We start from the raw sequence: 26346 nt of genomic DNA on the forward strand, positions 1-26346 counted from the left end.
GCCCGTGTGCGTGGACGGTACCGCCTCGGCGGCGCCCGCGCAGCCCTTGTCCACGACCGGTCGTCCCCGATTACCCTCGGGGTATGGCTTCCGAGGCAGCTGCTGAGTTCCCGGGCGCGGGCGAGGGTTCCGCCCGTGTCGACACCTGGATCTGGTCCGTTCGGCTGACCAAGACCCGCTCCCAGGCCGCCGCGGCCTGTCGCGCGGGCCATGTCCGGGTCAACGGCGACCGCGTCAAGCCGGCGTACTCACTGAAGGCGGGCGACGAGGTCCGGGTGCGGCACGAGGGCCGGGACAGGGTCGTGGTGGTCTCCCGGATCGTACGGAAGCGGGTGGGCGCGCCGGTCGCCGTCGGCTGCTACGTCGACAACAGCCCGCCGCCCCCGCCCCGCGAACTCGCCGCCCCCATCGCCCTGCGCGACCGGGGTACGGGCCGCCCCACCAAGCGCGACCGCCGCACCCTGGACCGCCTCCAGGCCCAGAATCAGGGCCAGGGAGGCGGCCAGGGCCAGGGCGGGGGCCACTGACCCCGGGCCTCCGCCCCGTCCCCCATCCTCACCCCCGCCTACGGCTCCGGGTGTGGTGCCCGTACCTCTCCGGTGTCTCCGACCGAGTCGAGCCCCGTGGACCAGCCGTTCGCGAGGAGCTGCTCGAAGGGCACCACCTCGTCCAGCTCCGCTGCCGCCGCCTCCTTCTCGGCCGCCGGCCGCGCCGTACCGTTCAGCAGCCGGGCGAACTCCTCGCCCGCGCGGCCGATACGGACCGACAGCTCGCCCGTGGCCCAGTCGTCGGTGGCCGCGAAGACACCCGTCGGCGCGGTCAGGGCGTGCAGGTACGAGAAGAGCGGGCGCAGGGCGTGTTCCACCACGAGGGAGTGGCGCGCGGTGCCCCCGGTCGCGCCGAGCAGGACGGCCTTACCGGTCAGCGCGTCCGGATCGACCACGTCGAAGAAGGACTTGAACAGTCCGCTGTACGAGGCCGCGAAGACCGGGGTCACCACGATCAGACCGTCCGCCTCCGTCACCGCGTCCAGCGCGTCGCTCAGCGCGGGCGACGGGAAGCCGGTGATCAGGGTGTTCGCGAGGTCGACGGCCAGCTCGCGGAGTTCCACGACGGTGTTCTCCGCCTTGCGGTCGCCGGCCGCCAGTTCGCGGGTGACCGCCTCGGCCAGCCGGTCGCCCAGCAGCCTGGTCGAGGACGGCCTGCTCAGGCCGGCCACCACCGTGACGATCTTCAACGTCTCCGTGCTCATAGCGCTCATGACTCCTTCTGCGTCGTCGTCCCGTGCGTCGTCGTGCTGGGTGCCGTCGTCGTGCTGGGTGTCTCCGTCCTGGCCGCCGCCACCGCCGGGTGCAGCGGTCCCTCCGGCACCCCGGCCGGCCGCAGCGCCGCGAACTCCTTGCGCAGTACGGGGACCACCTCCTCGCCCAGCAGATCCAGCTGCTCCAGCACAGTCTTCAGCGGCAGCCCCGCGTGGTCCATCAGGAACAGCTGGCGCTGGTAGTCACCGAAGGAGTCGCGGAACGCCAGCGTCTTCTCGATGACCTGCTGCGGGCTGCCCACGGTCAGCGGCGTCTGGTCCGTGAAGTCCTCCAGCGAGGGCCCGTGCCCGTACACCGGCGCGTTGTCGAAGTACGGACGGAACTCCCGTACCGCGTCCTGCGAGTTCTTCCGCATGAACGCCTGGCCGCCGAGGCCGACGATCGCCTGTTCCGGGGTGCCGTGCCCGTAGTGCGCGTACCGCTTGCGGTAGAGGCGGATGAGCTGCTGGAAGTGCTCCTTGGGCCAGAAGATGTTGTTGGCGAAGAAGCCGTCCCCGTAGTACGCGGCCTGCTCCGCGATCTCCGGCGAGCGGATCGAACCGTGCCAGACGAACGGCGGGGTGCCGTCCAGCGGGCGCGGGGTCGCGGTGAAGCCCTGGAGCGGCGTACGGAACTGGCCCTCCCAGTCCACGACGTCCTCCCGCCACAGTTTGTGGAGCAGCGCGTACTTCTCGATGGCCAGCGGGATGCCCTTGCGGATGTCCTCACCGAACCACGGGTAGACCGGCCCGGTGTTCCCGCGTCCCATCATCAGGTCGACACGCCCGTCCGCGAGGTGCTGGAGCATCGCGAAGTCCTCGGCGATCTTCACCGGGTCGTTGGTGGTGATGAGCGTCGTGGAGGTGGAGAGGATCAGCCGCTCGGTGGTGGCCGCGATGTGGCCGAGCATCGTGGTGGGCGACGACGGGACGAAGGGCGGGTTGTGGTGCTCGCCGGTCGCGAAGACGTCGAGGCCCACCTCCTCGACCTTGTTCGCGATGGTGACCATCGCCTTGATCCGCTCGTGCTCGGTCGGCGTACGTCCGGTGGTCGGGTCGGTCGTGACATCACCGACGGTGAAGATCCCGAACTGCATCGCGCTCACACCTCTCGCTCTCGTGCTCACATTGTCGCGTATTAGTTGAATATTCAACTGAAGCTTACAACGGCGACCCGGCCCACGCTATTCCCACCCCTGCGGCCCCCTGCGCCTGTCACCCGTCCGGCCGGTTTGAACAGATTTGTACGACCGGATCGGAACCTCTGCCTCCGGTCCACCCCTCCCGATGGGTGGAACGTGACGACGACGATCAGGAAGGGCAAGGGGAACGCGCGATGACACCCACCCGACCCACCAGGCGAGGCGGAGGGCTCCACCGGTCGCGAGGCCACCGTCGTGCGGCGCGCGCGAAGGGATGGGTCTTCGGTACGACGCTGGTGATCCTGCTCGCCCTGGTCGCCTGGCCGGTCATGGACCACTTCGGGGTCTTCTCGGACAACGGCGACCCGATCAGCTTCGCGCGTACCGGCACCGCGTCTCCCGGTCCCGGGAGCAGCCCCGGCACCGGAACCGGCACCGCGCGCTCCCCCGTCCTGATGCCCACCGGCCCCGCCGCGTCCTTCTCCGTGGCAGCCACCGTCCCCGAGGACGGCTCCAAGATCGCCGTCACCACCCTCAAGGGCCGGAAATCCGGCTTCACCGGCCGCGTCTGGGTCTGGGCCCCGCCGCAGTACAGCGAACCGAAGTACGCGAAGAGCGGCTTCCCCGTGCTGATCGCGCTGCCCGGCGGCGCCGGTTATCCGGTCAACTACTGGATGGGTACGGACCTCAAGCTGGAGGCGAGCATCGCCGCCTGGTCCAAGGAGGGCAAGAGCCTGCCGTTCATCCTCGCCATGCCGGTCCTGAACCCGCACCCCGACACCGGCGGGCTGTACTGGGACGCCAGCGACATCCCCGGCCAGCCGAAGATGGGCACCTGGCTCACCGAGGACGTGCCCGACCTCATCAAGGCCAACTTCCGCACCCTCAGGTCCCGGGCCGGCTGGGGCATCATGGGCTCCTCCACCGGCGGGTTCGCCGCGCTGAAGTCCGTCCTCCAGAAGCCGCGCCGCTTCGAGGCCGCCATCGCCTCGGGCCCCGACATCAGGCCGGACTCCCGGCTCTGGGCCGGGCACGCGGCGCAGCAGCGGGCCAACGATCCGACGGTGCTCGCCCCGGAGCTGATCCGGGCCGGCGGCCCCGATGTCTACCTCGCCTTCCAGGTCGGCACGGTCGGCTCGGACGCCGAGGACCGGCCGAAGGTCGAGGACTTCGTCCGTACGTATACGAAGGGGCCGGTGCGGACGAAGCTCAGCGTGATCCAGGGCGGCGGCCACAACGCCCGTACGTACGTGCCGAACATGGCGGCCGGGGGGCTCATCCAGTGGATCAGCGCGCACATGCGGGGCCCGGTCCCATCGACCTGACCCCGCACGCAACGTAACTACCTCACCTACTTCACCTACTTCACCTACTTCGTGAAGATGAAGTACTTCCAGGCGCCGTGCGTCGTGTAGTTGACGTTGTCCCCGGAGCCGCCCTTGATGTACGAGGAGCGCGTACGGATCCGCAGGTCGGTGTCCCGCTCGCCGGCCAGCTCGATGGCCGACTTCCCGTTGGTCCCGATCAGGAAGTACTCGGTGCCGACGTCGTACCACCGGCCCTCGTAGTAGATCTCCAGCGCGAACCGCTGCGACCGGCCCTTGTAGTAGGTCATGGTCGTCGTGAAGAGCGGGTTCGTCTTCTTGTGGAAGTACGCGTACGTCGTGGAGCCGATCTTGCCCGTCTTGTAGTGGCGGGAGACGGTGGTGGTGACCTTCGCCCGCGCCTGCGCCGTCGACTTCACCGACTTCGAGGTGTAGCGCGCGTCGCCCGCGAAGACGGCGGTGACCGTGGTGTTGCGGGTCATCTTGACGGTCGCGGACAGATTGCCCTTGGAGTTGACCTTGCCGCTCTTGATCAGCTTCTTGGGCTTGTCGGCGCCGTACGGGTCGGCCCAGATCTCGACCACGCGGTTCTTGTAGGTGGTGCCGAGATGGGCGGTGAAGGCGACGTTCTTGGCGTAGTCGTACACCTTGCCGTTACGGTCCAGCGACAGCTTGGGCGTCGCCCGAGAGACGTTGACCTTGGCGGACGCGGCGGCGGCGGTGTGCGTGGCGCTGCCCGCGTACGTCACCTTGTAGGTGACCTTGCCGCCGGCCGGCGGGGTGTCGGTGAAGGAGAACGTGCCCTTCGCGTCGGTGGTCTTCTTCGTCCCGAGCGACTTGCCCTTCGGGGACTCCACATCCGTACGGGTGACGGTCAGCGGGGTGCCGGCCGGGAGCGCGACGGACGCGGTGATCTTCCCCTTGACCGTGAGGGACTTGGCGCGGGGCGCGGAGGCGGGGGCGGTGACCGTGAGGGTCGGGACCGACTTGGTGGGGTCGGTCAGGACCCGCAGGGAGTACACCCCCTCGCTGTTGCTGGACACGGCGAACAGCCGGCCGCCGCCGGGCTCCCAGGCGAGGGCGCCGTTGGCCAGGGTGTCGCTGCCGCTGTGTGTGCCGGTGTTGGGGAAGTCGTACTGCCGTACCGCCTTCTTGGCGTTGGGCAGGAAGACATTGACGTCCGTGCTGTACCAGGAGGAGCTGCCGGCCGCGACCGTACCGTCGGCCGCGACATCCACGGCGTTGGCGGAGTCCGAGGTGGTGTAGGACCCGGTCTCCGCGAGGTCGGACGTCCGCTTGATCCAGTGGTGGCCGCCGCCGTTGGCCGTGATGAGCCGGCTGCCGTCCGGGGTGAGCGCGAAGTCGACGTACCGGCCGCGCGACCCGGCGTCCGTGGCGGTACGGACCGCCGTGCCGCCCGAGACGTCGTACACACCGAGCCGCGACGAGGACGTGTTCGGGTCCCCGACGACCAGCAGGCCCGGGGCGCCGGGCGTGGCGTCGAGCTTCGGGGTGCCGTACCAGCCGCTCTCGTCGTCCTGGCCGAGGGCGACCACGGGCTCCTCGCCGGACACCTCCAGCGAGCCGATGTTGCCGCTCGTCCCGGAGCTGTACGAGAACCAGATCTTGCCGCCGGCGAGGGCGATGTCCTCCGGGGCGGTGTCCTCGCCGGTCGAGTAGCGGGCGGACGGGGCGAACGTCCGCGTGGAGACGGCCACGACGGAGTCGTCCCCGGGCACCGCCGCGTACAGCTGCTCCGAGTCGTCGGAGAGCGCGAGCCCTTCCACGCTGGGCAGCCCGGAGACGGTCCCGAGGACCTTGCCCGCGTAGTCGGTCGCGACGACCTTGCCCTGGGACGGGTCGCTGATGAAGACCCGCTTGTGGACGCCGTCCACGACGATGTCCCCGGTGGAGCGGACCGGCAGGACCTTGCTGGAATCGGCCGCCGCCGTGCCCGAGGCGAGCACCACCGATCCGAAGAGGACCGCGAGCGCTGTCGCGGTCGGAAGTACTGCGCTTCTGCGCGTACGCATGATGAGTTGGCCCCCCATACTCATAACCCGCCCCTGAACCGGGGCAGGCGGATGAAGTGCAGATTAGGTCATGGCTCTGACAACTCGGACACGGGCCCCGTACTGCTTCACCCCTCCGCCCCGGCGGTGGTGAACTCGCGTGCGGTATTCACGTACCCCTCTCTGTCCTGCGACGATGTACCTCCGCGCGGTGGTGCACCGCGCGACGGGCGCGGGAGGGGCACGCGGTGGCAGAGGTGTTCATTCGACGCTTGAGCCGGTGGCAGGCGGAGTCGCAGCGGGAAGCCGTGGCGAAGGTGTACGTCGAGTCGTACGGCACGGAAGATAGCGCGGCGGATCGCGCGTCAGATCGCGAGGAGTTCCTGGAAACCTTCGCCGACGATGTGCAGCGGCCCGGCTTCGACATGGTGGTCGCCGCGAGCGGCCCCCGCCCGGTCGCATACGCGTACGGGTTCCCGGTGGGCGACGACGGCCCGTCCGGCATCGCGGAACTGACGTCCGGCGGCCCGGTTTCCGGTCCCGTCTTCGTACTCGCCGAACTGATGGTCCTGCCGGACTTCCGACGCGACGGGGTGGCGACGCGCCTGATCGAACAACTGCTGATGCGCACGAACGCGGCGCAGGTGACCGTACGGGTACATCCGGCGAACGAGTCGGGCGTGAGCGCGCTGCGGGCGTGGGGCTGGACACGGTTGGGGACGGTCGAGCCGACGGGAGGCGTGGTGACGGCGGTGGACACAGCGGTGGAGATCTGGAGCCGCACCCTCACAACCTGAACTTCCGCCCGCCCTCCCGGCTTTAGGGTTGCTCCGGCTTCAGGGCTTGCCCGGCTTCAGGGTTGCTCCGGCCTGGTTCGTCGTGCGGTTCACTGTTGATACGGGCCGTGGCCCGCCAGGAAATGATCGCGCGCTGCACAGCCTCCCCCGCGTCCAGCTCCGCAGCGTCGGAAAACGCCCCGAGAAGCTCGACGGTGAAGGCCCGAACCTCCTCCGCGTCAAGATGCCGCACCCAGGGAAACACCTCGGGCAGCGCGAGGAGGGGAGACCCGGCGCCGTCATCCTGCTTCATCAGCGGGAGACGCCCCAGGGCAGCGGCTCTGGCCGCGACGCCCTTGGGGTTACGGGAGAGGTCGGTGAAGGAGACGGACTCGGTCTCTGATTTCAAGTGGGCTCCATCGTTCAGGTGCCACCGATACGGTGACCGGGCACCCAAGCGGGGACAGTGAAAACTGCTGGTCAGAAGCCCAGGTACGTGATCTGGACGATGTAGACGCGTTCGCTGCGTACGACGATCTGGTACGTGAACATGCCACCGGGAACGGGAAGATCCCCGCCCTTCGGATCGAGACCTTCGTGGCTTCGGCCATGCACGTGGAGTGCCTCGGCCGCTCTGACCAGCTCAGCCGCTTTCTTCTCCACTCCGGCCAGGAAGGAGCGCGGTGCGGTGCGGGCCGCTTCCTCCGCCCCGAAGGCGTACTCCCAGGTCCAGCTCAAGCGCGTACTGCTGTCATCGCCTCGTCCAGCACCATGCTCAGCTCCCGCAGCGCCTCCCGGGCGACGGCCGGATCCTCGCTCTCCAGGTTGCTGTTCGCCCGGTAGTGCCGGGCGGACAGGTCAGGACGGCGGGCGATCTCGATATCCCGGGCCCAGGCCAGCACCCAGCCGCGCACCGGGCTGAGCGACTGCCACTCGACAGCCTTGGCAAAGGCATCGTCCTTTGTCCGCTGCATCTCGGCCAGGCGGCCGGGGGCCACGACGGCGAGGGCGGCCCGCAGGGCGTCCGGCGTCTGCTCGGGGCGGGGGACCAGCTCATGTCCGTGGTCGGCCTGGGTGCTCATGGTGTCCTCCTGGGAGTGCACGGGCCAGGTTAGTCGTCCGGGACGGCTGGGACATGTTGTCGCGACCATGGATCTCAAGGTCCTGTTCATGGGTGGATGGAAGGGTCGAGAACGCCCTGGCAGCCGCCGCAGGACCCCGGTTCCGGTCCGCGATAGGCGCGGTCGCAATGGTCGCAGTTACGGAGCGGATACCGGACGGCGGCGGGGGCGGCCGGCGCGCGGAAGGGGGGTGCCGGGGGCAGTTGGTTGGTCAGGCGGTACGCGAGCAGGGCGGCTGGGCGTCGGGGGCCGTCGGCCGGGAGGTCTGCGGTGAGGGCGTGGCGTACGGCGGCGGGTGTCACATCCCGCTCCAGCCAGGCGGCGACGCCGGGCGCGAGGTGGGCGGTGTCGCAGGCGGAGAGGAGAAGGCGCGGGTCGTGGATGTGCAGGTCGGCGAGGACGGCGGTGGCGGCACTGAGGAGGTCCGGGGAGGAGTATCCGGGCTGGGGTACGTCGGGCAGGGGCCGCTTTTTGCGGGGCGCGGGCGGCGCGGGCCGGGCGGGCTCGGCGCAAGTGTCGGGGGGCTCGGTGCGGCGGACCGCCGACGCCGCCGCAGCCGTAGCGCCACCGGTCCGGTGGTGCCGTACCGCCGCCGCTGCGGGCTGATTGCAGGAGATCGTACGGGTGACGATCCGCCCACCGGGGGTACGTTCGCGCAGCCGCCGCAGATAGCCGTGGGCCTCAAGTTCCCGCAGCCCGGCGGCAATTCGCGTCGGTCCTTCGGGAAAGCGTCCCGCGAGGGTCTTGATGTCGACGCGGGCGCCGGTGGGCAGTGACTGGATGTGCAGCCCGAGGCCCATGGCGACCAGCGACAGCTTGTCGTGCTGGGCGAGGTGGTTGCCGATCACGGTGAAGCGTTCGGTGTGACGGGAGTTGTCGTGCTCGATCCCGGCGGGACGGGCGTCCGGGGAGGCCGATGGCCGAACACCGGGACGTGGATTAGCCCGTGCGGGGCGCTGCGAGTCGCGTAAGCCGGACGGGGAGTGCGGGGGCGCGCTAATGTCGTTGGTATCCATCAGGAAGCTCTCTTCTTCCGCGGTGGTCAGGCCCTCGATCGGGATTCAGCGTCCCGGCCGGGGGCCGACGTATGTCGTCGGTGGGTGTGTCTGGTGTGTCTGTGCTCTCGCAGAGCGTAAGGCAGTCACCACACACGAAATCCACCAAAACCAGGGATGTTCACCCGCCCGAGTGAGTGTGAACGACGGGCGGGTGGGGTGGGGCTTGGTAGGGGTTCTTTCTCTCCGTCACGTCCTTGGAGGGACCACCCGAACCACCGGAACCCGCCGGAGCGAGTTCCGGTGAGTAACGAAAAAACTCCGTACGGTCACTGTCCAGCGCTTGTCCGGTGCTGTCCTGTCTGTCCGGACCGTTCCTACGGGTAGAGCGCAGTGCGCCGAGGGACGGCGCGACCGGACAGGAGGAACGGGCGGATGTCGGTGGACGACGAGGCGAAACAGCCCAAGGACGAGACGGACGAGCCGGGCTGGGAGGTGGACCCGGACGACGAGTGGGGCATGGCCGTGATCACCACGGTGGGACGGCAGTTGAAACTGCGCCGGGAGGCGGCGAGCCTGCGCACCGGCGAGTTCGGGAAGGCCGTCGGCTACGGCGAGGACATGGTGTACAAGATCGAGGCCGGCAAGCGGATCCCCCGGCAGGACTTCCTGATCCGCGCCGACGCGGTGCTGGGAGCGGACGGCCTGATCGCGGCGACGTGGGAGGACGTCAAGAAGGTCCGGTACCCGAAGAAGGTACGGGCACTGGCGAAGATGGAGTCCGAGGCGGTCGAGATCGGGGTGTACGTGTGCAACAGCATCAGCGGGTTGTTGCAGACCCCCGACCACGCGCGAGCACTCTTCCGGGCCGCGCAGCCGCCGTACTCACCGAACGACGTGGACCGCATGGTGGCCGCGCGCATGGCGCGGCAGTCAATCTTCGAACAGGACGACCCGGCGCCCGCCATCAGCTTCGTCCTGGAAGAGGCGACACTGTGGCGCCCGGTCGGGGGCACAATGGTGTGGCGCCAGCAGCTCGAACGTCTGTTGGAGGTGGGCCAATTGCACAACGTCACACTTCAGGTGATGCCGACGAAGAGTGATGCCCACCCCGGGGTGGACGGCAGGATCGAATTGCTGAAATTCGAGAACGGCACGGCGTTGGGCCGCTCCGACGGCGCGTTCAACGGCCGGCCAACCTCCGACCCGAAGCAACTCCGCATCCTTGAGCTGCGGTATGGCACCATCCGGGCGCAGGCTCTCACGCCTCGGGAGTCGCTGGCTTTCATCGAGCAACTACTGCTGGGAGAAACATGATCCGCAAGACCACTGTCGGGGACGCCTCCGGGCTGAGGTGGTTCAAGAGCAGCTACAGCGACGGCACCCAGGGCGACTCCTGCGTCGAGATCGCCACCACCCCCGGCACCGTACACATCCGCGACTCCAAATCCCTCAAAGGCCCCCACCTGACCCTCGCCCCCAACGCCTGGGCGGACTTCATCACTTACACCGCCCAAAGCTGACGCGGCACCGGACGACACCGTCAGCGCTGAAGCTCGGTCAGCAGGCGCTCGGTCTCCTTTCGGGCCGGGGTCAGCAGCGGATCTTCGTCGTAAGCGTGGGGGCCGACGACCTTCGACAGGAAGAACAGCGCCATCAGTCTGCCGTCCCGGCTCTCCAGATCCGCACTTCGTTCTTGGCGGACGCGGTCCGCGAGCGCGGGGACGGCCAGGGCGTTGCCCCACAGGGTTGCGGCGTCCAGGCCCCGGGGTGCCATGCCCCAGTCCTCCCAGTCGATGAGGGAGAACTCCGGTCCCATCACGTTGGCCCAGGTCAGATCGGCATGAGCCGGCACCCACCGCTCGATCCGGGTATCGGTGATGCCGGGGAAGACCTCCCCGAGTGTCCGCGTCACCTGCTCCTGCGTGATGGTCACCGTGTCCGGTGTCGCGAGCCGTGGCGTCCGCTGGTCAGCCAGGGCGTCCAGCGAGGCATTCAGCGCCTCCCACCACGCGTCCGGCAGGTCCGGGGCTTCGAGGACCAGAGCGCCTTGGGCGACGGGCGGCGACGGCATCAGCTCCAGCTCGTCCGCGCGCCACATCACCGGCGCGCCCGGCTCGCGCCACGCCACGCCCTGGTACCACTCGGGCATCGCGATCCCGTGCAGTACGGCGGCGGCCTCGGTGCCGTTCCAGCCCTGTGAGCCGATCCGCTCGAATCCCCGCCGCTCGACACGTACCCACGTACCCCGCTCCGTACGGCCCCCCAGGGAACGGCGCTTGCGTACCAGCGCCTGCCGGTCCAGTCGCACATGCAGGGCCTCTTCGACGCGCTTCAGCACGTCTTCCACCGGCTGACGGCGTAGATCAACCTGGGCAGCGACGGGCAAGGACCCATTCATCACGACCTCCTCGGCGGACGGACGACCGTAGCAGGAAGGGGGCGCGCGTACTGCTGTTGACGGGGGCTGTGGGGTCGGTAGCCTGCCGTCGGCTGTGTTTCGGGGGGAGCTGGCATGGTGGATGTTCTGTCTGTGGCCATTGGCGCTGGTTTTGGGCTGGTGGGGGCTGTGTTCGGGGCTTGGTTCGCTGCGCGGCGGCAGGATCGTATGTGGTTGCGTGAGCAGAAGTTGAAGGCCGGGGTCGGCTTCAATGCCGCCGTGGTCCAGCTCATCGACCACCTTCGGGAAACACGGCTGGGTGACGACGGCGCCGGGGCCAACGAGTTGGTGGGGCGGATGCAGGAAGCCCGGTCGGCTCTCTATCTTCTGTGTGCCGACGACACCGTCGCTCTCGCCGACGCACTCGCGCGTCGGGTCTGGGGCTCCCGGCCCAGCGAGGGCAGGGACGATCGCCGGGCCGAGCAGCGGGAGACGGAGGATCTCCTGCGCCGCTTCACCCATCAGCTCCGGCACGAGATCGCCGGGACGTAGGCCACGGCCTTCAGTGGGAGCGGGCTGAACTTCCGCTCGGCTACGCGAAATTTAAGGTTCCTCTAGCCTTGCGCAGCCTGTCCGCGAACCATCCGCTAGTACGCGGCTCGTTAGCGTTCTTGCACATCACGGGAGCACTCCACAGGAGGAACCGATGCGCAAGACCAAGCTGCTCGCCCTGGTTGGCGGGGGACTGCTGCTGTCCGTCACCGTGGGCGCCGCCTTCGCCTCGGCGGGGCAGGCCGAACGGGCGCCGGCCGGTGGGCAGGCGACCGTACGTGCCGCCTCGGACGTCGGTTTCGAGATCGAGATCGATCCGGAGCTGGACGCCCAGTTCGGGCCGCGTCCGGTCAACGCCGTTCAGGCCGCCCAGATCGTCATCGCCGGCAATCCTGGTGCCCGCGTGTTCAAGGTCGAGCTGGACGAGGAGGGCGGCAGAGCCGTGTGGGAGGTGGAGGCTCGGGTCGCGGCCGGGGGGATTGAGGTCCTCGTGGACGCCTTCAACGGCCGGATCGTCGGCCAGGACGGCGACGAGGATGGCGAGGACGATGACGATGAGGACGGCGACGACGACTGAGTCGTTCCGTTCCGCTTCGGTCCAGGTTTTCAGGCGCAGCTCAGCTTGAGCACAGGTCCGCCACAGGCGGCGTTCCTAGCCTCGCGCCATGTCACGCCACCGGATCGCCCCTTCCGCGAGGCGCCGGGCCATGTCGCCCGCCGTCATCGGCCTCGTCCTGCTGCTGGCGCTCGCGCTGTCCGCTTGGGTGGTTACGCACAGAGGGACGGGGTCAGGGGCGGGGGCGTCGGGGCTTCCCCCTACGAGCGGGGCGTCCCGTAACGCCTCGGACGCCACGGCCGCGGACACCGCCGCCGTGGTGTCCCCGTCGCCCTCCGACGACGCGGACGCTGACGAGGCCCTCTCCACCCGGCTCGCCTCCGCCATGGGGCAAGTGACATCCGCCTCCGCCTCGCTCCAGGTCGCCGTACTCGATCTGGACGCCACTGACGGCGCCACCGCGTCCTCGGCCGCGTCGTACAGCGCGGAGGACGGGGCGACGTACGACACCGCCAGCATCGTCAAGGTCGACATCCTGGCGGCCCTGCTGCTCCAGGCGCAGGACGAGGGGCGCGTCCTCACCGCGCAGGAGCGTACGTACGCCTCCGCCATGATCTGCAGCAGCGACAACGCCGCCGCGAACGCCCTGTGGACCACCATCGGCGGCGCGACCGGGCTGGACGCGGCGAACCGGCGGCTCGGGCTGACCGGTACGACCGGTGGCAGCGGCAAGCTGTGGGGGCTCACGCAGTCGACCGCGTCGGACCAAGTGGCGCTGCTGGCCGCCGTGTTCGCCGAGGACGACGCCGATACTCCGCTCAGCGCCGCCTCGCGCGCGTACACGCAGGAGCTGATGGGCGCGATAGCCGACGGCCAGGACTGGGGCGTGTCGGCCGCCGGTACCGCGACCGGGCTGAAGAACGGCTGGCTGTCGCGGAGCGCCACCGGTCTGTGGGACATCAACAGCATCGGCCTGATCGAGGCTGACGGACACAGTTATCTGCTGGCCGTGCTCTCCGACGGCAGCGGCAGCATGGAGTCCGGGATCTCCCTCGTGGAGCGGGCGGCGAAGGCGGCCATCGCGGCCGTCTCCGCGTAGCAGACAAGTTGGCTGAGGGCTCAGGGCCCACTGCGCACCCGCGCGGTGGGCCCTGTCGCATGCCCGCGCGAGCGCGACACACCATGGTCCGGCTTCACACTCACCACCGCCACAGGTTAGGTTAGGGTTACCTAACTTGATCTGAGGGGAGGGCAGCCACCCGTCCGCCGAAGGCGTATCAAATTCCTGGCGGTGCAAGCTATTTGGCATGCGCACGAACCGTACCGGCGACTTGATCGTTTTCTACGCGAGCGAAGTGCGCCGCGCGAGCCACCCGGGCGTCCGCTCTGAGCCCTTTCCCCGATACTCCGGAGCCATGTCATGACCGTGCCCCCCGCCCCCCAGCCCGCCAAAGCCGCCGACTCCGCCACCGGTGGGGAAGCCGCCGCGGGTGACGAAGCTGTCGCCGCGGGCATTCTGCGCCGCCAGCGCGCCCGGGAGTCGTCGGCGCGTACGTACGCCCGATCGTTCCCGATCGTCCCGGCCCGCGCCAAGGGCATGACGATCGAGGGCACCGACGGCCGCCGCTATCTGGACTGCCTCTCCGGCGCGGGCACGCTCGCCCTCGGCCACAACCACCCCGTCGTGCTGGAGGCCATACAGCGCACGCTGGAGAGCGGTGCGCCCCTGCACGTCCTCGATCTCGCGACCCCCGAGAAGGACGACTTCACCGACGCGCTCTTCGACACCCTCCCCAAAGGCTTCGCCGACCGCGCCCGGATCCACTTCTGCGGCCCGGCCGGTACGGACGCGGTCGAGGCCGCGCTGAAGCTGACGCAGACCGTGACCGGGCGGCGCGGGGTGCTCGCGTTCACCGGCGCGTACCACGGCATGACGGCCGGGGCGCTCGCGGTGACCGGCAACGTCGCGGCCAAGGAGCGGATCGCGGGCGGCGCCGGGGGCGCGGCCGATGTGACGCGGCTGCCGTATCCGTTCTCGTACCGCTGCCCCTTCGGCGTCGGCGGCGAGCGCGGCGCCGAGCTGTCGGCCGCGTACACGGAGCGGCTCCTCGACGATCCGGCCGGCGGGGTCGTACGGCCCGCCGCGATGATCGTCGAGCCGGTGCAGGGCGAGGGCGGCGCCGTGCCCGCGCCGGACTCCTGGCTGCGCGCGATGCGCCGGATCACGGCCGAGCGGGACATCCCGCTGATCGTGGACGAGGTACAGACGGGCGTCGGGCGCACCGGCGCGTTCTGGGCGGTCGAGCACAGCGGCGTCACCCCGGACGTGATGGTGATGTCGAAGGCGATCGGCGGCAGTCTGCCGCTGGCCGTCATCGTCTACGACCGGGATTACGACGCGTGGCTGCCCGGCGCCCACACGGGTACGTTCCGCGGCAACACGCTGGCCATGGCGACGGGCGCGGCGACACTGCGGTACGTGACCCGGCACGGCCTGGCGGAGCGCGCGGCGACCGTCGGCGCGCGGATGACGGCGCGGCTGGAGGGGCTGCGCCACGAACTGCCCGCGATCGGCGATGTCCGGGGGCGCGGGCTGCTGATCGGCGTCGAACTCGTCGACGCCGAGGGGCCGGTGGACTCCTGCGGCGCCCATCCGGCCGCCCCGGATCTCGCGGAACGGGTCCGCGCGGCCTGCCTCGACCGGGGTCTGATCATCGAGCTGGGCGGACGCTTCAACGCGACGGCCCGCCTGCTCCCGCCGCTGACCATCACGGACGAACAGGCGGAAGCGGTCCTCGACCGGTTCACGGACGCGATCGCGCGGGTTTCGGCGGAGGCGCGGGCTCAGGGGCAGGCGCAGCCTCAGCCTCAGGCGCCGACGCAGCAGGCGCGGCAGAAACAAGGACGGTAAAGGGTCATGACGACGACTGATACGACTGAAGCGAACGGCACCAGTAGCGCTGGTAGTTCGGGTGGCGCTGCCGGTACGGGTAGCGCTCACGGCACGCACAGCGCTCATGAATCGGCTGCACGCGTACCCCGCCAGACCGCCCGCCACAACGGGCCACCCGCCACCACCACCACCGCCGCCACCGCCCGTAACGGCGACCACACCGCGCTCTCCGGCGGCGTCGACGGCCCCGACGACCTCGCGCCGCTGATCGCCACCGTGCTCGACGCCCTGTCCAAAGGCGCGAAAACCCGGGGCGGACCCCTCGCCCCCGGCCGGCCCGAGGACGCCGCGACGGCCGTCGCCGAGGTGTTCGGCACCGACGTGCTCGGCGCCGAGGCGGGCGGCACCGCGACAGCCGCCGGAAACGGTCCCGCCGCCCTCGACCGGCTGACCGAACTCCTCGCCCACGGCAGCGCCGACCCCGCCGACCCCCACTGCGCCGCCCACCTCCACTGCCCCCCGCTCGCCGTGGCCGTCGCCGCCGACCTCGCCGTCTCCGCGCTCAACCCCTCCCAGGACTCCTGGGACCAGGCGCCCGCCGCGACCGTCCTGGAGACCCTGCTGCTACGGGAGCTGGCGGCGCTCGTCGGGTACGACGCGGACCGGGCCGCCGGGGTGCTCACCTCGGGCGGTACGGAGTCCAACCTCATGGGCCTGATGCTGGCCAGGGACCGGGTGATGGGCGCGGCGGCCGGCCGGCAGATCGAACTCACCGGCGTCCGGCGTACGTTGGGCACCCGCCCCCGTATCCTCGCCTCCGCCGCCGCCCACTTCTCCGTCCAGCGCGCCGCCGCCCTCCTCGGGCTCGGCGAGGACGCGGTGCTCTCCGTACCGGTCGACCACCAGCACCGTATGGACACGGACGCGCTCGCCGCGATCCTCGAAGGCTGCGCCGAGCGCGGCGAGCTGCCGATCGCAGTCGTCGCCACGGCCGGCACCACCGACACCGGCGCCATCGACCCGCTGCGCGCCTGCGCCGCGCTCGCCGCCGAACACGGCGCCTGGCTGCACGTGGACGCGGCGTACGGCGGCGGCGCGCTGCTCTCCGACCGGCTCGCGCCGCTGCTGGACGGGCTCGCGCTCGCCGACTCCGTATCGCTGGACTGGCACAAACTGGGCTGGCAGCCGGCCGCCGCCGGGGTGTTCCTCGTCCGCGAGTCGGAGACGTACGCCTCGCTCGCCCGCCGGGCGGTCTATCTCAACCCGGCGGACGACGAGGAGGCCGGTTACCCGAGCCTGCTCGGGCTCTCGCTCCGGACGACCCGGCGCGCCGACGCCTTCAAGATGGCCGTCACCCTGCGGACGCTCGGCCGGGAAGGGCTCGGCCGGCTAGTGGACGCCTGCCACGACCTCGCGGTCGCGGGCGCCGCCGCCGTACGGCAGCACCCCTGCCTGGAGCTGCACGCCGAACCGGTGCTGACGGCCTTCGTGTTCCGCTACCGGCCGGTGGACGGCGACGAGAAACACGGCGACGACGAACACCGGAGCGACGAGATCAACGCGGCGCTGCGCCGCCGGCTGCTGCGCGAGGGGCAAGCCGTCGTCGGCCGTACGGAGCTGCCGGGCGACGGGCCCGGTCGCGTACGGCTGAAGCTGACGCTGCTCAACCCGCACACCACGGCGGAGGACGTCGAGCGGCTGCTCGCGGCAGTGGTGGCGGCGGGGCGCGCGGAAGAGGACGAGGCGGAGGCGGGGGCGTGGTGACGGCGGCAGCGGGTACGGAGGCGGGTATGGAGGCCGGGGGGACGATTTCGGAGCACTCTTCCCATGCCAACAAGCCCTTGAACTCACCCCACTCCCCCAATCCACTGGACGAACCCGACGCCGCCCGCGCCGGCGACACCGCCGCCACCGAGACGCTCCTGCGGACGTACGTACGCGAGACCGGCACCGCCGTGCCGCCGACCGGGCAGGTGCTGTATCTGACGCTGCCCATGAGCCGGCTGACGCTGCGGATCCGGGTGCGGTACCACTCGCCCACCGGCCGGCACCGCTTCGGCAGGGCGCGCGTGGCCACATCGGCATACGAGCACGGCGGTGGCGGCGGTGGCCGTGGCGGCTCGCTGCCCGCCGATACCGCGCTGGTCGCCGCCGCGCTCGTACGGGAGTCGACAACCGGCCGGGGCCTGCCGCCGCACCGGGGCGCGGACACCGTACGGCGCGTGCTGGACTCCTCGGGCCGTACGGCGGCGCACATCGCGCGCCGCCGCGCGGAGGAGGGCGGCGCGCGAACCGACGGTGCACGGACCGGGAGTGCCCGGACCGGGAGCGGGCGCGGGCTGACCCCCTTCCTCGACTCCGAACAGGCCATGCTGCTCGGCGACCCCTTCCACCCCGCGCCCCAGAGCCGCGAGGGCGCCACCGAGCGCGAACTCGACACGTACTCCCCCGAGTCGCGCGGCTACTTCGCGCTGCACTGGTTCGCCGCGCACCCCGAGATCGTCGTCGGGGAGTCCGCCGACGACCGCACCCCCGCCGACCTGCTGCGTCCGCTCGTCGCCAACGCCGGGCTCGATCTGCCACCCGGCATGGTGCCGCTGCCCGCGCACCCCTGGCAGGCGCGCGAGCTGCTGGGCATGCCGGGGGCGGCGGCGCTGCTGGACGCGGGGCTGCTGAGGCCGCTGGGGCCGGCGGGGCCCGCGTGGTATCCGACGTCCTCGGTACGGACCGTCCACCGGCCGGGCGCCGACGTCATGCTGAAGCTGTCGCTCGGCATGCGCGTCGCGGGCTCCGGCCGCCTCAACCACCGTACGGAGCTGAGCCGGGGCGTCCGGCTCGCCCGGCTGCTCTCGGCCGCGTGCACGGGACCGGCCGGGCCGGGCGAGTGGCTGCGGGCGGAGCATCCGGAGTTCGGGGTGCTGCGGGACTTCGCGTGGGTGTCGGTGGGTCCGGAGTCTCCTGCTGACAGCACGGCCTCCGGGCCAGAAACCGGGCTGGAGACCGCCTTCCGCGACAACCCGTTCAACGGTTCGGGCCGTGGCCCGGAGGGCCTCAGCGTCGCCGGGCTCCTCGCCGAACGCCCCGGCCCCGGCGACGGCACCCCGCCGCGCCACCGCGCGCTGCTGTCGGAGGCCGTCGCCCGTACGGTCCGCGCGCACGGCATCGGCACCGCCGAGGCGTCCGCGCGCTGGCTCGGCGCGTACCTCGATGTGCTCGCCGTACCGCTGATCCGGCTCCGGGCGCGGTACGGCGTCGCCCTCGCGCCGTACCACCGGAACACGCTGGTCGCGCTGGACGCGCACGGACTGCCCCGGGCCGGCTGGTACCGCGACGGCCGGGGCTACCGCCTCGCCGCCTCGCGCGCCGAGGGCATCGAACGGCTGCTGCCGGGCGCGACGGCGGACGGCGCGGAGGTGGTCCAGGACGACGCGCTGGTCGACGAACACCTGGCGCGCGCCCTCGGCATCGGCAATCTCCTGGGCCTGGTGGGCGCGTTCGGCGCGCTCGGGCTCGCCGACGAGGCCGCGCTGGTGGGTGTGGTGCGCGGGCGGCTGGCGGAGCTGCGGTCGGCGGAGCCGGGCGCGGAAGGGCTGCTGGACCTGCTGCTCGACGCGCCGGTACTGCGCTGTGAGGCCCCCTACTTGACGTGCGTGGAGGGGCGCCCCGTACAGATAGCCGTACCCAATCTTCTTGCGGAGGGCCATAGATGACGACCAATGAGCACGTGAACGGCAGCGACGGCGGCAGCGACGGTGAGATGTACGACGTGGTCGGCGTCGGCATAGGACCGTTCAACCTGTCGCTGGCGGCGCTGGCGGACGGTGTGGCGGATCCCGGTCTTCGCGGCCTCTTCCTTGACGCCAAACCCGCCTTCTCCTGGCACCCGGGACTGCTGCTGGACGGCACGACCCTCCAAGTCCCCTTCCTCGCCGACCTGGTGACGATGGCCGACCCCACGAGCCGCTGGTCCTTCCTCAACTACCTGCGCGCGCACGACCGGATGTTCCCGTTCTTCTTCTCCGAGCGCTTCCACATACCCCGGCGCGAGTACGACCACTACTGCCGCTGGGTCGCCGAGAACCTCCCCTCCTGCCGCTTCGACGCCCGCGTGACCGAGGTGGCGTGGGACGGCACGAGCGACGCGTTCGCGGTCACGTACCGCTCGTCGGCCGGTGAGGTCGCGCGCGTGTGGACGCGCCGGATCGTCCTGGGCGTCGGTACGGAACCGGTGGTGCCGGAGCCACTGCGTGCCCTGCTGGACAGCGCGTACGAGGGCGCCCGCGCGGGTGCCCACGGGGGCGCTCACGAAGGCGCCCAAGGGAGCGCCCATGAGGGCCGCGTCCTGCACAGCGCCGACTACCGCACCCACCGCGCGCGGCTGGCCGGGCTCGACGATGTGACCGTCGTCGGCGCGGGCCAGTCCGGCGCCGAGGTCGCGCTCGATCTGCTGCGCCACCAGGACGGCACCGGCGCGGGCGGCCCGTACGTCCGCTGGCTGGCCCGTACACCGGCCTTCGCGCCGATGGAGTACTCGAAGATCGGCCTGGAGCACTTCACCCCCGACTACATCCGCTACTTCCGCGCGCTCCCGGAGGAGCGGCGCGAGCGGCTGGTGCGCGAGCAGTGGCAGCTGTACAAGGGCGTGAGCGAGGAGACGCTCGCCGAGATCCACGACGAGCTGTACGAGCGCACCATCGGCGGCACGGAGCCGCGCGCCGCGCTCCAGCCGGGCGTGGCGATCGAGGGCGCGCGGGCGGAGTCGGCGGCGGACGGCGGCGGTTACGTCCTGACGTGCCGACACACGGAACAGGACAAGGTCTTCGAGGTCCGTACGGCGGCGATCGTGTCGGCCACGGGCTACGCGGCGGCGCGCCCGGACTTCCTGGACGCGCTGGCGAAACTCGTGGACTGGGACGACCGGGGCCGCTACCGGATCGACGGGGAGTACCGGGTCTCCCTCGACCCGACGGTGACCGGGGCGCTGTACGTGCAGAACGCCGAACTGCACACGCACGGCGTCGGCGCCCCGGATCTGACCCTGGGCGCGTGGCGGGCGGCGACGATCCTCAACGCGGTGGCGGGACGGACCGTGCTGCGGGTACCGGAACGGGCGGCGTGGACGACATTCGGAGTGCCGGGGGGCAGCACATGAGGGAAGCGGAGTGGGCGGAAGCGGGACGCCGGCTGCTGGCCGGGCTGGTGGAGGAGTACGCGAACGAGGGCCGGTTCGAACCGGAACCGGAATCAGGTGGGCACTTCCGACTGACGCTGGGAGAGTCGCGCTGGACGTTCCGGGCGGCGGTACGGGGCGAGCACGGGGAGCACGGCGAGCGCGGGGCCTGGCGGGTGGAGCCGGGGAGCGTACGCCGATGTAGCGAGGGCGCCGAGGGTTCCGAGGGCGCCGAGCCCGAGACACTGCTGCTGGACGCCGGCCCGACCGTACTCGGCTGGACCGGCCCGGCGCTCGCGGAGGCCCTCCGCGCCCTGACCGCCGCGCGGCACTCCGAGGCCGTACGGCTCAGCCAGGCGCTGCCCGCCGCCGACCTGGCGAACCTGGGCCGGCTGGAGCTGGAGGCCCACCGCCCACCGGGCGCCCCCGGGCCGCTGCTCACGCGGGGCCGCCCGGGTCCGGGCTTCGCCGCGTCCGATGTCGCGGCGTACGCGCCGGAGAGCGCGCGTGCCGTACGGCTGAGCTGGGCGGCGGTACACGAGGACCTGGCCACGTACGGAAGCCACGGGAGCCACGGCGGCCCGGCCGGCGCACCGGGACCGGGCCTGTCGGCCGCGCGGCTGCTGGCTGAGGAGCTGGACCCGCGTACGTACGAACGCTTCACGGCGGCGCTGGACCGGGCGTGCGCGGCAAGCGGACTGCCGGCGGGCGCGTTCCACTGGCTGCCGGTGCATCCGTACCAGTGGGACGAGGTGGTCGCGGCGCACTTCGCGGCGTATCTCGCGGACGGCCGGGTGGTGGCCCTGGGCCAGAGCGGGGACCGCTACCGGCCGCTGGCGTCGGGGGATACGTACGTGAATCTGGACCGGCCGCACAGAAGGGAGGTAAGGCTGCCGCTGCTGCCGATATCCCCAAGCCAACAGCCAGAACCGGAACAACAACCGGAACCGGCACCGGAACCGGAGCTGGAGCGCCACCACATACGGCGACCGATGGCGGCGGTGACCGTAACGCATCCGCTGTACGCGTCGATCCCCGACGCCCCGCCCGCCTTCCGGAACCTCCTCGGCGCGGTCTGGTACCCGCCGGTCACCGCGCTGCTGCGGGGCCGCGAGCGGGCACGCGCTCTGTCGGCGCTGCTGCTGACCGGCTCCGACGGCCGTGCGCTGATCACCGAACTGGTCGCCCGCTCCGGCCTGTCGGCGCGCGCCTGGCTGGAGCGCCTCTTCGCCGTACTGCCGCAGCACGGCCGGTACGACGGCGACGCGGTGGTGCTCTTCGACGGGCGGAGCACCCCGGTGGGCACGGCGGTGACGACAGTGACGCCGGGAGACGTCTCTCCTCCCGACCAACGGCCTTACGTATTAGGGGCGTTGGCGAGGCTGGCGGCCGACCACCTGGACCTGCCGGAGGCCGACTTCTGGTCCCTGGCGGAGGGGAGCCCCGGGAAACGCGGCGTTTACCTGCGTGAACCGCCCATGTGATCGGGCCTTGGGAGATTTCCTGTCGGAAAGAAACATCCGCGATCCGGAAATCGGCCCGTCCCCCAAGGAGCCTCTCCATGACCGGCACCCCCACTGCCGCATCGCCAGTGCCGCCACCGTCGCCATCGCCATCACCGGCGCCGTCACGGGGCAGGGCCCGCGCGCTGTTGTTGTCGCCGTTCGTCCAACTGATCGCGGCCGTGGCACTGGGGGTGGCCGTCGGCGCGATCTGGCCGGACAGCGCGGACTCGCTGAAGCTGATCGCGGACGGTTTCCTCAAGGCGATCAAGATGGTGATCTCGCCGCTGGTCTTCTGCGTCGTGGTCCTCGGTATCGCGAAGGCCGGGGATCTGCGGTCGGTCGGCCGGATCGGTGTGAAGGCGCTGATCTGGTTCGAGGTGATCACCACGCTGGCGCTGCTGCTCGGCCTGGTCGTGGGCAACCTCGTACAGCCCGGTGCCGGTTTCGCGGGCGGCCACCCGAAGCTGGACGAGAGCGCGGTCGACAGTAAGACGGCCGGGGCCGAACTCCCGGGCCTCTCGGGCTTCTTGCTCGATGTCATCCCGACGAGCCTGGTCGGCGCGTTCGCCGACAACAAGCTGCTCCAGGTGCTGCTGCTCGCCGTCCTGGCGGGCGCGGCGATCCTGCACCTGGGGCGCGAACGGGTGCCGCTCGTCCTCGATTTGGTCGACCAGACCGGTGAGCTGATCTTCAAGGTCGTCGCTTACGTGATGAAGCTGGCGCCGGTGGCGGCGTTCGGCTCGGCCGCGTATCTGATCGGTCAGTACGGGCTGTCGGCGCTCTCCTCGTACGGGAAGCTGATCGCCGCCTGCTACGGCGCGGCGCTGCTCTTCATCGTCGGACTCGCGGTCCTGATGCGGCTGTTCACCGGGCTGAGCCTGTGGCGCTTCCTCGTCTATACGCGCGCGGAGTTCTCGCTGGCGATCGCGACGGCGTCGAGCGAGTCGGTGATGCCGCGCATGATGCAGAAGCTGCGCGGCGCGGGCTGCGGCGAGGCGCCGACCGGGGTCGTCCTGCCCACCGGCTACTCGTTCAACCTGGACGGCGCCTCGATCTACCTGTCGATGGCGACGCTCTTCATGGCGCAGGCGGTGGGCGTCGATCTGTCGCTGGGCCAGCAACTCACCGTCATCCTCGTCCTGATGCTCACCTCCAAGGGCATGGCCGGCATCCCGGGCTCCGCGTTCCTCGCGCTCTCCGCGACGGTCGCCGCCCTGGATGTCCTCCCCCTCGGCGCCGTCGCCCTCCTCCTCGCGGCCGACCGCCTGATGGACACCATGCGCGTGGTCACCAACCTGCTCGGCAACTGCGTCGCCACCTTCGTGGTGGCGCGCTGGGAGGGCATGCTCGACACCGACAAGGCAAAGGCGGCTTTCGCGGGCACAAGCCACGCCGCCCAGCAGCCGGAGGCCCTGGAGCAGCCCCTGGCCCCGGAGACGACTCTCAGTCCAGCAGGCCGCTGAGGGTGACGTACAGCCGGACCTTCTGGGCCTTGGGCTGGCCCAGTCCCGGGGCCGGCGGGTCCTCGACCCCGATGCACAGGGGCCGCCGGTCCAGCAGCCAGCCGTTGGGGCGGCAGACTTCGTGCGGGAGGTCGAGTCTGCGGAGGATCTCGTCGCGGGAAAGCCCGGTCCCGTTCCCGGTTCCGGTTCCGTTCCCGGTCGTACTGCCGATCTCGACGAGGCGATAGCAGTTCCCCGAGCCGCAGCCGGTCTGCTGCGAGAGCACGGTCAGACCGGCCGGCAGCGCCGGGACGGCGTGCGCGGGCGGTACGGAGGGCCCGGTCACGAGTACGTACAGCAGACACGCCCAGAGGGTGAGCATGGACTGCGTACCGAGGAGCCCAATGGCGGCGTTGCGCTGGTGGGGCCACTCGGCGGGATCGGGGTTACGGCGGGTGCCGGAGCGGGCCCCCGGGCCTTTCCACCAACGCTCCAGATACACCCCGGACACCACGAGCAGGGGCGCGCCGAGGACATAGACACCGTGGGCGTCCGCCCTGGGCGTGATCAGCCAACCGTGCTGTACGGCCACCAGCGCAGAGGCGCAGCCGAACAGCGCGCCACCGACCACCGCGCCGACCTCGCGGGTACGGGCGAGCTTGCGCCAGGCGATCAGCGGGAGGGCGGCGAAGAGCAGCCCGACGACGGTCCACACGATCCAGACGAACCAGGAATTCCCCATGTGGGGAGGGGACGCCGCACGACGGCAGCGCAGTTCCCGCTCGGCGGCCGCGCGGCAACCGCCCGGCCGCCGCTCACTGCTCCACTACTTCTTCGCGTTCTGCTCGATGGTGTCCAGGATCTGGCCCGCGCCCGTATAGCCGATGCCGAGCATCCAGAGGTTGTCGTCGACCTTGAACGCCTGGTCGTTCTTGACCGCGCCGATCTTCTTCCAGAGCGGACCGGCGGTGATCGACGTCTCCTTGGCCTTGTCCACGTCGCCGTAGGTGGAGTAGTAGATGACGTCGGCGGCGGCCTGGTCGATCTGCTCGGGGCTGACGTCGAGCGAGAAGCCGTCCTTGTCCTGATTGGCGGGCCGGCCGACCTGGAGGTCCTTGAAGAGGGAACCGACAAAGGTGTCGTTCAAGTACAGGCGGGTGTCGGCGCCTTCCAGGAACCGTACGAAGCCGAACTTCGTCTGCTGCGCCTTCGCGGCGCCGCCGAGCGCGTCGGTCACGCGCTTGACGTGGGCTTCGTAGTCGGAGACGACCTGCTTCGCCTCGTCCGCCTTGCCGAGGGCGTCGGCGTGCAGGGCGAAGTTGGCGCGCCAGGGGCCACCGGTGGACTCGGTGAGGACGGTGGGGGCGATGGCGGAGAGCGACTTGTAGTTCTTCTCGTCGCGGACCTTGCTGCTCAGGATCAGGTCGGGCTTCAGCGCGTTGATGGCTTCGAGGTTGGGGGTGGCGATGACCCCGACCGGCTTGATGTCCTTCGTCTTGTCCGCAGGAAGGTACGCGGCGAAGGGAGCCTTGTCGGCCACGGTGGTGGCCCCGACCGGGGCGATCCCCAGGGTGATGGCCGAGTCGAGCGAGTCGGTGTCGAGCACGACGACGCGCTGAGGGGAGTCCTTCACCTCGACGTCACCCATGGCCGTCTTGACGGTACGAGTCCCACCCCCCGCACCGGAACCCGCGCCGGAAGCCCCGCTCTTGGCCGAACCCGCGTCGTCACTGCCGCTGCCCCCGCACGCGGTGAGAGCGACGGCGAGCACGGCGACGACGGCAACGCCCAGGGTGCCACGGCCGGTGGAAATTCTGAGCACGTGAGCCTCCCTGACGACAGCCCGGCTTCCTCCGGACCAGTAAGGCAAACCTAATCTCGCACCCACCCACACAACAAGTCACTTTCGAATCACGGTCGGTGGGGGCGGGGAGGGGTGAGGGTGACGCGGTCCCTGCGGGTCAGTACCAAGAGGTAAGCAGGGGTGTACGGGAGCGAGGCGCTGGGCGCTTGGTGCTTGCCGGGCCGCCCCTCCTCCTGCCAGTGTCGCGCCTCCAGGGGAGGAGTAAAGGGCGCTCCTTCGTCGCGTCGGCTGCGCCGACTCCGCTGCGCTCCGCCCTTGACACCTCCCCTTCCGGCGCGTGTACGGAAGAGGGGGGGCGGCCGGGGGGAGGGGGCCCAAGGGGTCCGCTGCACTGCCACTCGGCTAAGGGGCTGGCAGGCGGGTGGGCCCTGCGGGGCTGCGCAGCAGAGGAATGGGGTGACTCGGCACCGGCTCAGCGGCTGACGGTTCGCCGTTTGCTGAGACGCAAGCCCCGCTGGTCACCGATGCGTTGTGGTGCCCGGAAGGCGGACGGGTTCTGCGGCCCGGCCGGGTCTGCGGGCCGCCCCCTTGCCGATCTATCCCGTATGCGCCTGTTTGGAAGGCTATTGAGGGTCCCTTCGGGCGGCACATGTGTCCTCAGGTGCGTTAGCAGCCCTCCGGAACGCATAGACGACCCCCAGGGGCCCACTTGGCACCACGCGCGCCCCAGTAGGCACCTTCCCGCACCGCCGGGCGGAGCCCGCCGCCCGGTCGGCCTCCCGGGCCATCCACCCCCACCCACATGCTCCATATAGACCGGTTTGGCGACCCGTTGAGGGTCTCCTCGGGCGGCACATGTGTCCTCAGGTGCGTTAGGAGCACTCCAGGACGCATGGACAGCCTCCAGAGGCCCACTTGCCGCCACCCGCGCCCCAGAAATCCCACGACCCACACCACGGTGACCAGCGGGGCATGTGTCTGAGGAACTGGCGGCCGTCAGACGCTGAGACGAGCCGGGCAGCCCCATTCCTCTGCCGCGTGCCCCGCAGGGCCCACCGGCCCGCCAGCCCCTGAGCCAAGTGGCAGTACGGCGCCACCTCTTGGGCCCCCCTTCCCCCCGGCCGCCCCTCCCGCACCCGCACTTGCGCTGGAGGGACGGGTGTCAAGGGTGAAGCGCAGCGCAATCGGCGCAGCCGACGCGACGCAGGAGCGCCCTTTACACCCGGCCCGGAAGCGCGACACTCAAAGGCCGGAGGGGCGGCCCCACGCCCAACAACCTCCGCCACCGGCACACCCCCGACAGAGTTCCGCTCTGACCCGCAGACAACAACCCCACGGCGCCCAGCGGGGCATGAGTCTCAGCAAACAGCGGA

Annotated in this window: 24 protein-coding genes; 14 read left to right on the forward strand and 10 right to left on the reverse strand. The window is 70.8% G+C overall.

What is annotated here, in order from left to right; all coding sequences use genetic code 11:
- Positions 1-83: 83 nt before the first annotated feature.
- Positions 84-527, forward strand: coding sequence for an RNA-binding S4 domain-containing protein (locus DVK44_RS14845; RefSeq protein ID WP_114660107.1), 444 nt, complete (start codon positions 84-86; stop codon positions 525-527).
- Between the two features lie 38 nt (positions 528-565).
- Here DVK44_RS14845 and DVK44_RS14850 read toward each other — a convergent pair whose 3' ends face one another.
- Together DVK44_RS14850 and DVK44_RS14855 are read right to left on the reverse strand one after the other, a co-directional pair.
- Positions 566-1252: an FMN reductase gene (locus DVK44_RS14850; RefSeq protein WP_228447151.1), complete on the reverse strand. Its 687-nt coding sequence runs from the start codon at positions 1250-1252 to the stop codon at positions 566-568.
- Between the two features lie 5 nt (positions 1253-1257).
- Positions 1258-2397, reverse strand: coding sequence for an LLM class flavin-dependent oxidoreductase (locus DVK44_RS14855; protein ID WP_114660109.1), 1140 nt, complete (start codon positions 2395-2397; stop codon positions 1258-1260).
- A gap of 239 nt (positions 2398-2636) precedes the next feature.
- Here DVK44_RS14855 and DVK44_RS14860 point away from each other — a divergent pair, with 239 nt between their 5' ends.
- A complete protein-coding gene (locus DVK44_RS14860; protein ID WP_114660110.1) occupies positions 2637-3767 on the forward strand; it encodes an alpha/beta hydrolase in 1131 nt (376 codons plus the stop codon).
- Between the two features lie 44 nt (positions 3768-3811).
- Here DVK44_RS14860 and DVK44_RS14865 read toward each other — a convergent pair whose 3' ends face one another.
- Entirely contained in the window at positions 3812-5800 is a 1989-nt protein-coding gene (locus DVK44_RS14865) for a YncE family protein (RefSeq protein WP_114665138.1), read from the reverse strand.
- A gap of 251 nt (positions 5801-6051) precedes the next feature.
- Here DVK44_RS14865 and DVK44_RS14870 point away from each other — a divergent pair, with 251 nt between their 5' ends.
- Positions 6052-6576 carry a GNAT family N-acetyltransferase gene (locus tag DVK44_RS14870; RefSeq protein WP_162793831.1) on the forward strand — a complete coding sequence of 175 codons (525 nt, stop codon included), beginning with the start codon at positions 6052-6054 and terminating at the stop codon, positions 6574-6576.
- 22 nt (positions 6577-6598) lie between these two features.
- Here DVK44_RS14870 and DVK44_RS14875 read toward each other — a convergent pair whose 3' ends face one another.
- From DVK44_RS14875 to DVK44_RS14890, 4 genes are all read right to left on the reverse strand, one after another.
- Entirely contained in the window at positions 6599-6964 is a 366-nt protein-coding gene (locus DVK44_RS14875; RefSeq protein WP_228447152.1) for a prevent-host-death family protein, read from the reverse strand.
- Positions 6965-7035: 71 nt separating this feature from the next.
- On the reverse strand, positions 7036-7293 hold the full coding sequence (locus DVK44_RS14880; RefSeq protein ID WP_114660112.1) for a hypothetical protein: 258 nt from the start codon (positions 7291-7293) through the stop codon (positions 7036-7038).
- Entirely contained in the window at positions 7290-7637 is a 348-nt protein-coding gene (locus DVK44_RS14885) for a hypothetical protein (protein ID WP_114660113.1), read from the reverse strand. Before DVK44_RS14885 ends, DVK44_RS14880 begins: the two co-directional genes overlap by 4 nt.
- An 86-nt stretch (positions 7638-7723) precedes the next feature.
- Positions 7724-8692 (reverse strand): helix-turn-helix domain-containing protein, encoded by a 969-nt coding sequence (locus tag DVK44_RS14890; protein ID WP_114660114.1) that lies wholly within the window; start codon positions 8690-8692, stop codon positions 7724-7726.
- Positions 8693-9106: 414 nt separating this feature from the next.
- Here DVK44_RS14890 and DVK44_RS14895 point away from each other — a divergent pair, with 414 nt between their 5' ends.
- Together DVK44_RS14895 and DVK44_RS14900 are read left to right on the forward strand one after the other, a co-directional pair.
- On the forward strand, positions 9107-9988 hold the full coding sequence (locus DVK44_RS14895) for a helix-turn-helix domain-containing protein (RefSeq protein ID WP_114660115.1): 882 nt from the start codon (positions 9107-9109) through the stop codon (positions 9986-9988).
- Positions 9985-10194, forward strand: coding sequence for a DUF397 domain-containing protein (locus DVK44_RS14900; RefSeq protein ID WP_114660116.1), 210 nt, complete (start codon positions 9985-9987; stop codon positions 10192-10194). The genes DVK44_RS14895 and DVK44_RS14900 overlap by 4 nt, the downstream gene beginning before the upstream one ends.
- A gap of 20 nt (positions 10195-10214) precedes the next feature.
- Here the strand turns inward: DVK44_RS14900 and DVK44_RS14905 are convergent, their stop codons facing one another.
- The gene (locus tag DVK44_RS14905) at positions 10215-11072 is read right to left on the reverse strand and encodes a phosphotransferase (protein ID WP_114660117.1); all 858 of its coding nucleotides are present in this window, start codon (positions 11070-11072) and stop codon (positions 10215-10217) included.
- Positions 11073-11186: 114 nt separating this feature from the next.
- Between DVK44_RS14905 and DVK44_RS14910 the strand changes: the two genes are divergently transcribed.
- From DVK44_RS14910 to DVK44_RS14950, 9 genes are all read left to right on the forward strand, one after another.
- A complete protein-coding gene (locus DVK44_RS14910; protein ID WP_114660118.1) occupies positions 11187-11603 on the forward strand; it encodes a hypothetical protein in 417 nt (138 codons plus the stop codon).
- Between the two features lie 154 nt (positions 11604-11757).
- Positions 11758-12180, forward strand: coding sequence for a PepSY domain-containing protein (locus DVK44_RS14915; protein ID WP_114660119.1), 423 nt, complete (start codon positions 11758-11760; stop codon positions 12178-12180).
- Between the two features lie 88 nt (positions 12181-12268).
- The gene (locus DVK44_RS14920) at positions 12269-13258 is read left to right on the forward strand and encodes a serine hydrolase (RefSeq protein WP_228447154.1); all 990 of its coding nucleotides are present in this window, start codon (positions 12269-12271) and stop codon (positions 13256-13258) included.
- A gap of 321 nt (positions 13259-13579) precedes the next feature.
- A complete protein-coding gene (locus tag DVK44_RS14925; protein WP_114660121.1) occupies positions 13580-15070 on the forward strand; it encodes a diaminobutyrate--2-oxoglutarate transaminase family protein in 1491 nt (496 codons plus the stop codon).
- Positions 15071-15076: 6 nt separating this feature from the next.
- Positions 15077-16816 carry a pyridoxal phosphate-dependent decarboxylase family protein gene (locus DVK44_RS14930; protein WP_114660122.1) on the forward strand — a complete coding sequence of 580 codons (1740 nt, stop codon included), beginning with the start codon at positions 15077-15079 and terminating at the stop codon, positions 16814-16816.
- Between the two features lie 77 nt (positions 16817-16893).
- On the forward strand, positions 16894-18762 hold the full coding sequence (locus DVK44_RS14935) for an IucA/IucC family protein (protein ID WP_162793833.1): 1869 nt from the start codon (positions 16894-16896) through the stop codon (positions 18760-18762).
- Positions 18759-20204 carry a lysine N(6)-hydroxylase/L-ornithine N(5)-oxygenase family protein gene (locus DVK44_RS14940; RefSeq protein ID WP_181957460.1) on the forward strand — a complete coding sequence of 482 codons (1446 nt, stop codon included), beginning with the start codon at positions 18759-18761 and terminating at the stop codon, positions 20202-20204. Before DVK44_RS14935 ends, DVK44_RS14940 begins: the two co-directional genes overlap by 4 nt.
- Complete coding sequence (locus DVK44_RS14945) at positions 20201-21706, forward strand: IucA/IucC family protein (RefSeq protein WP_114660124.1); 1506 nt, start codon at positions 20201-20203, stop codon at positions 21704-21706. Before DVK44_RS14940 ends, DVK44_RS14945 begins: the two co-directional genes overlap by 4 nt.
- Before the next feature lie 77 nt (positions 21707-21783).
- The gene (locus DVK44_RS14950; protein ID WP_114660125.1) at positions 21784-23190 is read left to right on the forward strand and encodes a cation:dicarboxylate symporter family transporter; all 1407 of its coding nucleotides are present in this window, start codon (positions 21784-21786) and stop codon (positions 23188-23190) included.
- On the opposite strand, the gene DVK44_RS14955 is transcribed toward DVK44_RS14950, so the two are convergent.
- Both DVK44_RS14955 and DVK44_RS14960 read right to left on the reverse strand, forming a co-directional pair.
- Positions 23171-23911: an MFS transporter gene (locus tag DVK44_RS14955; protein WP_181957461.1), complete on the reverse strand. Its 741-nt coding sequence runs from the start codon at positions 23909-23911 to the stop codon at positions 23171-23173. The two genes, DVK44_RS14950 and DVK44_RS14955, sit on opposite strands and share 20 nt — an antisense overlap.
- Positions 23912-23995: 84 nt before the next feature.
- Entirely contained in the window at positions 23996-24991 is a 996-nt protein-coding gene (locus DVK44_RS14960) for an ABC transporter substrate-binding protein (RefSeq protein WP_114660126.1), read from the reverse strand.
- Between the last annotated feature and the right edge of the window lie 1355 nt (positions 24992-26346).

The sequence above is a fragment of the Streptomyces paludis genome, from assembly GCF_003344965.1.
GTDB lineage: Bacteria > Actinomycetota > Actinomycetes > Streptomycetales > Streptomycetaceae > Streptomyces > Streptomyces paludis.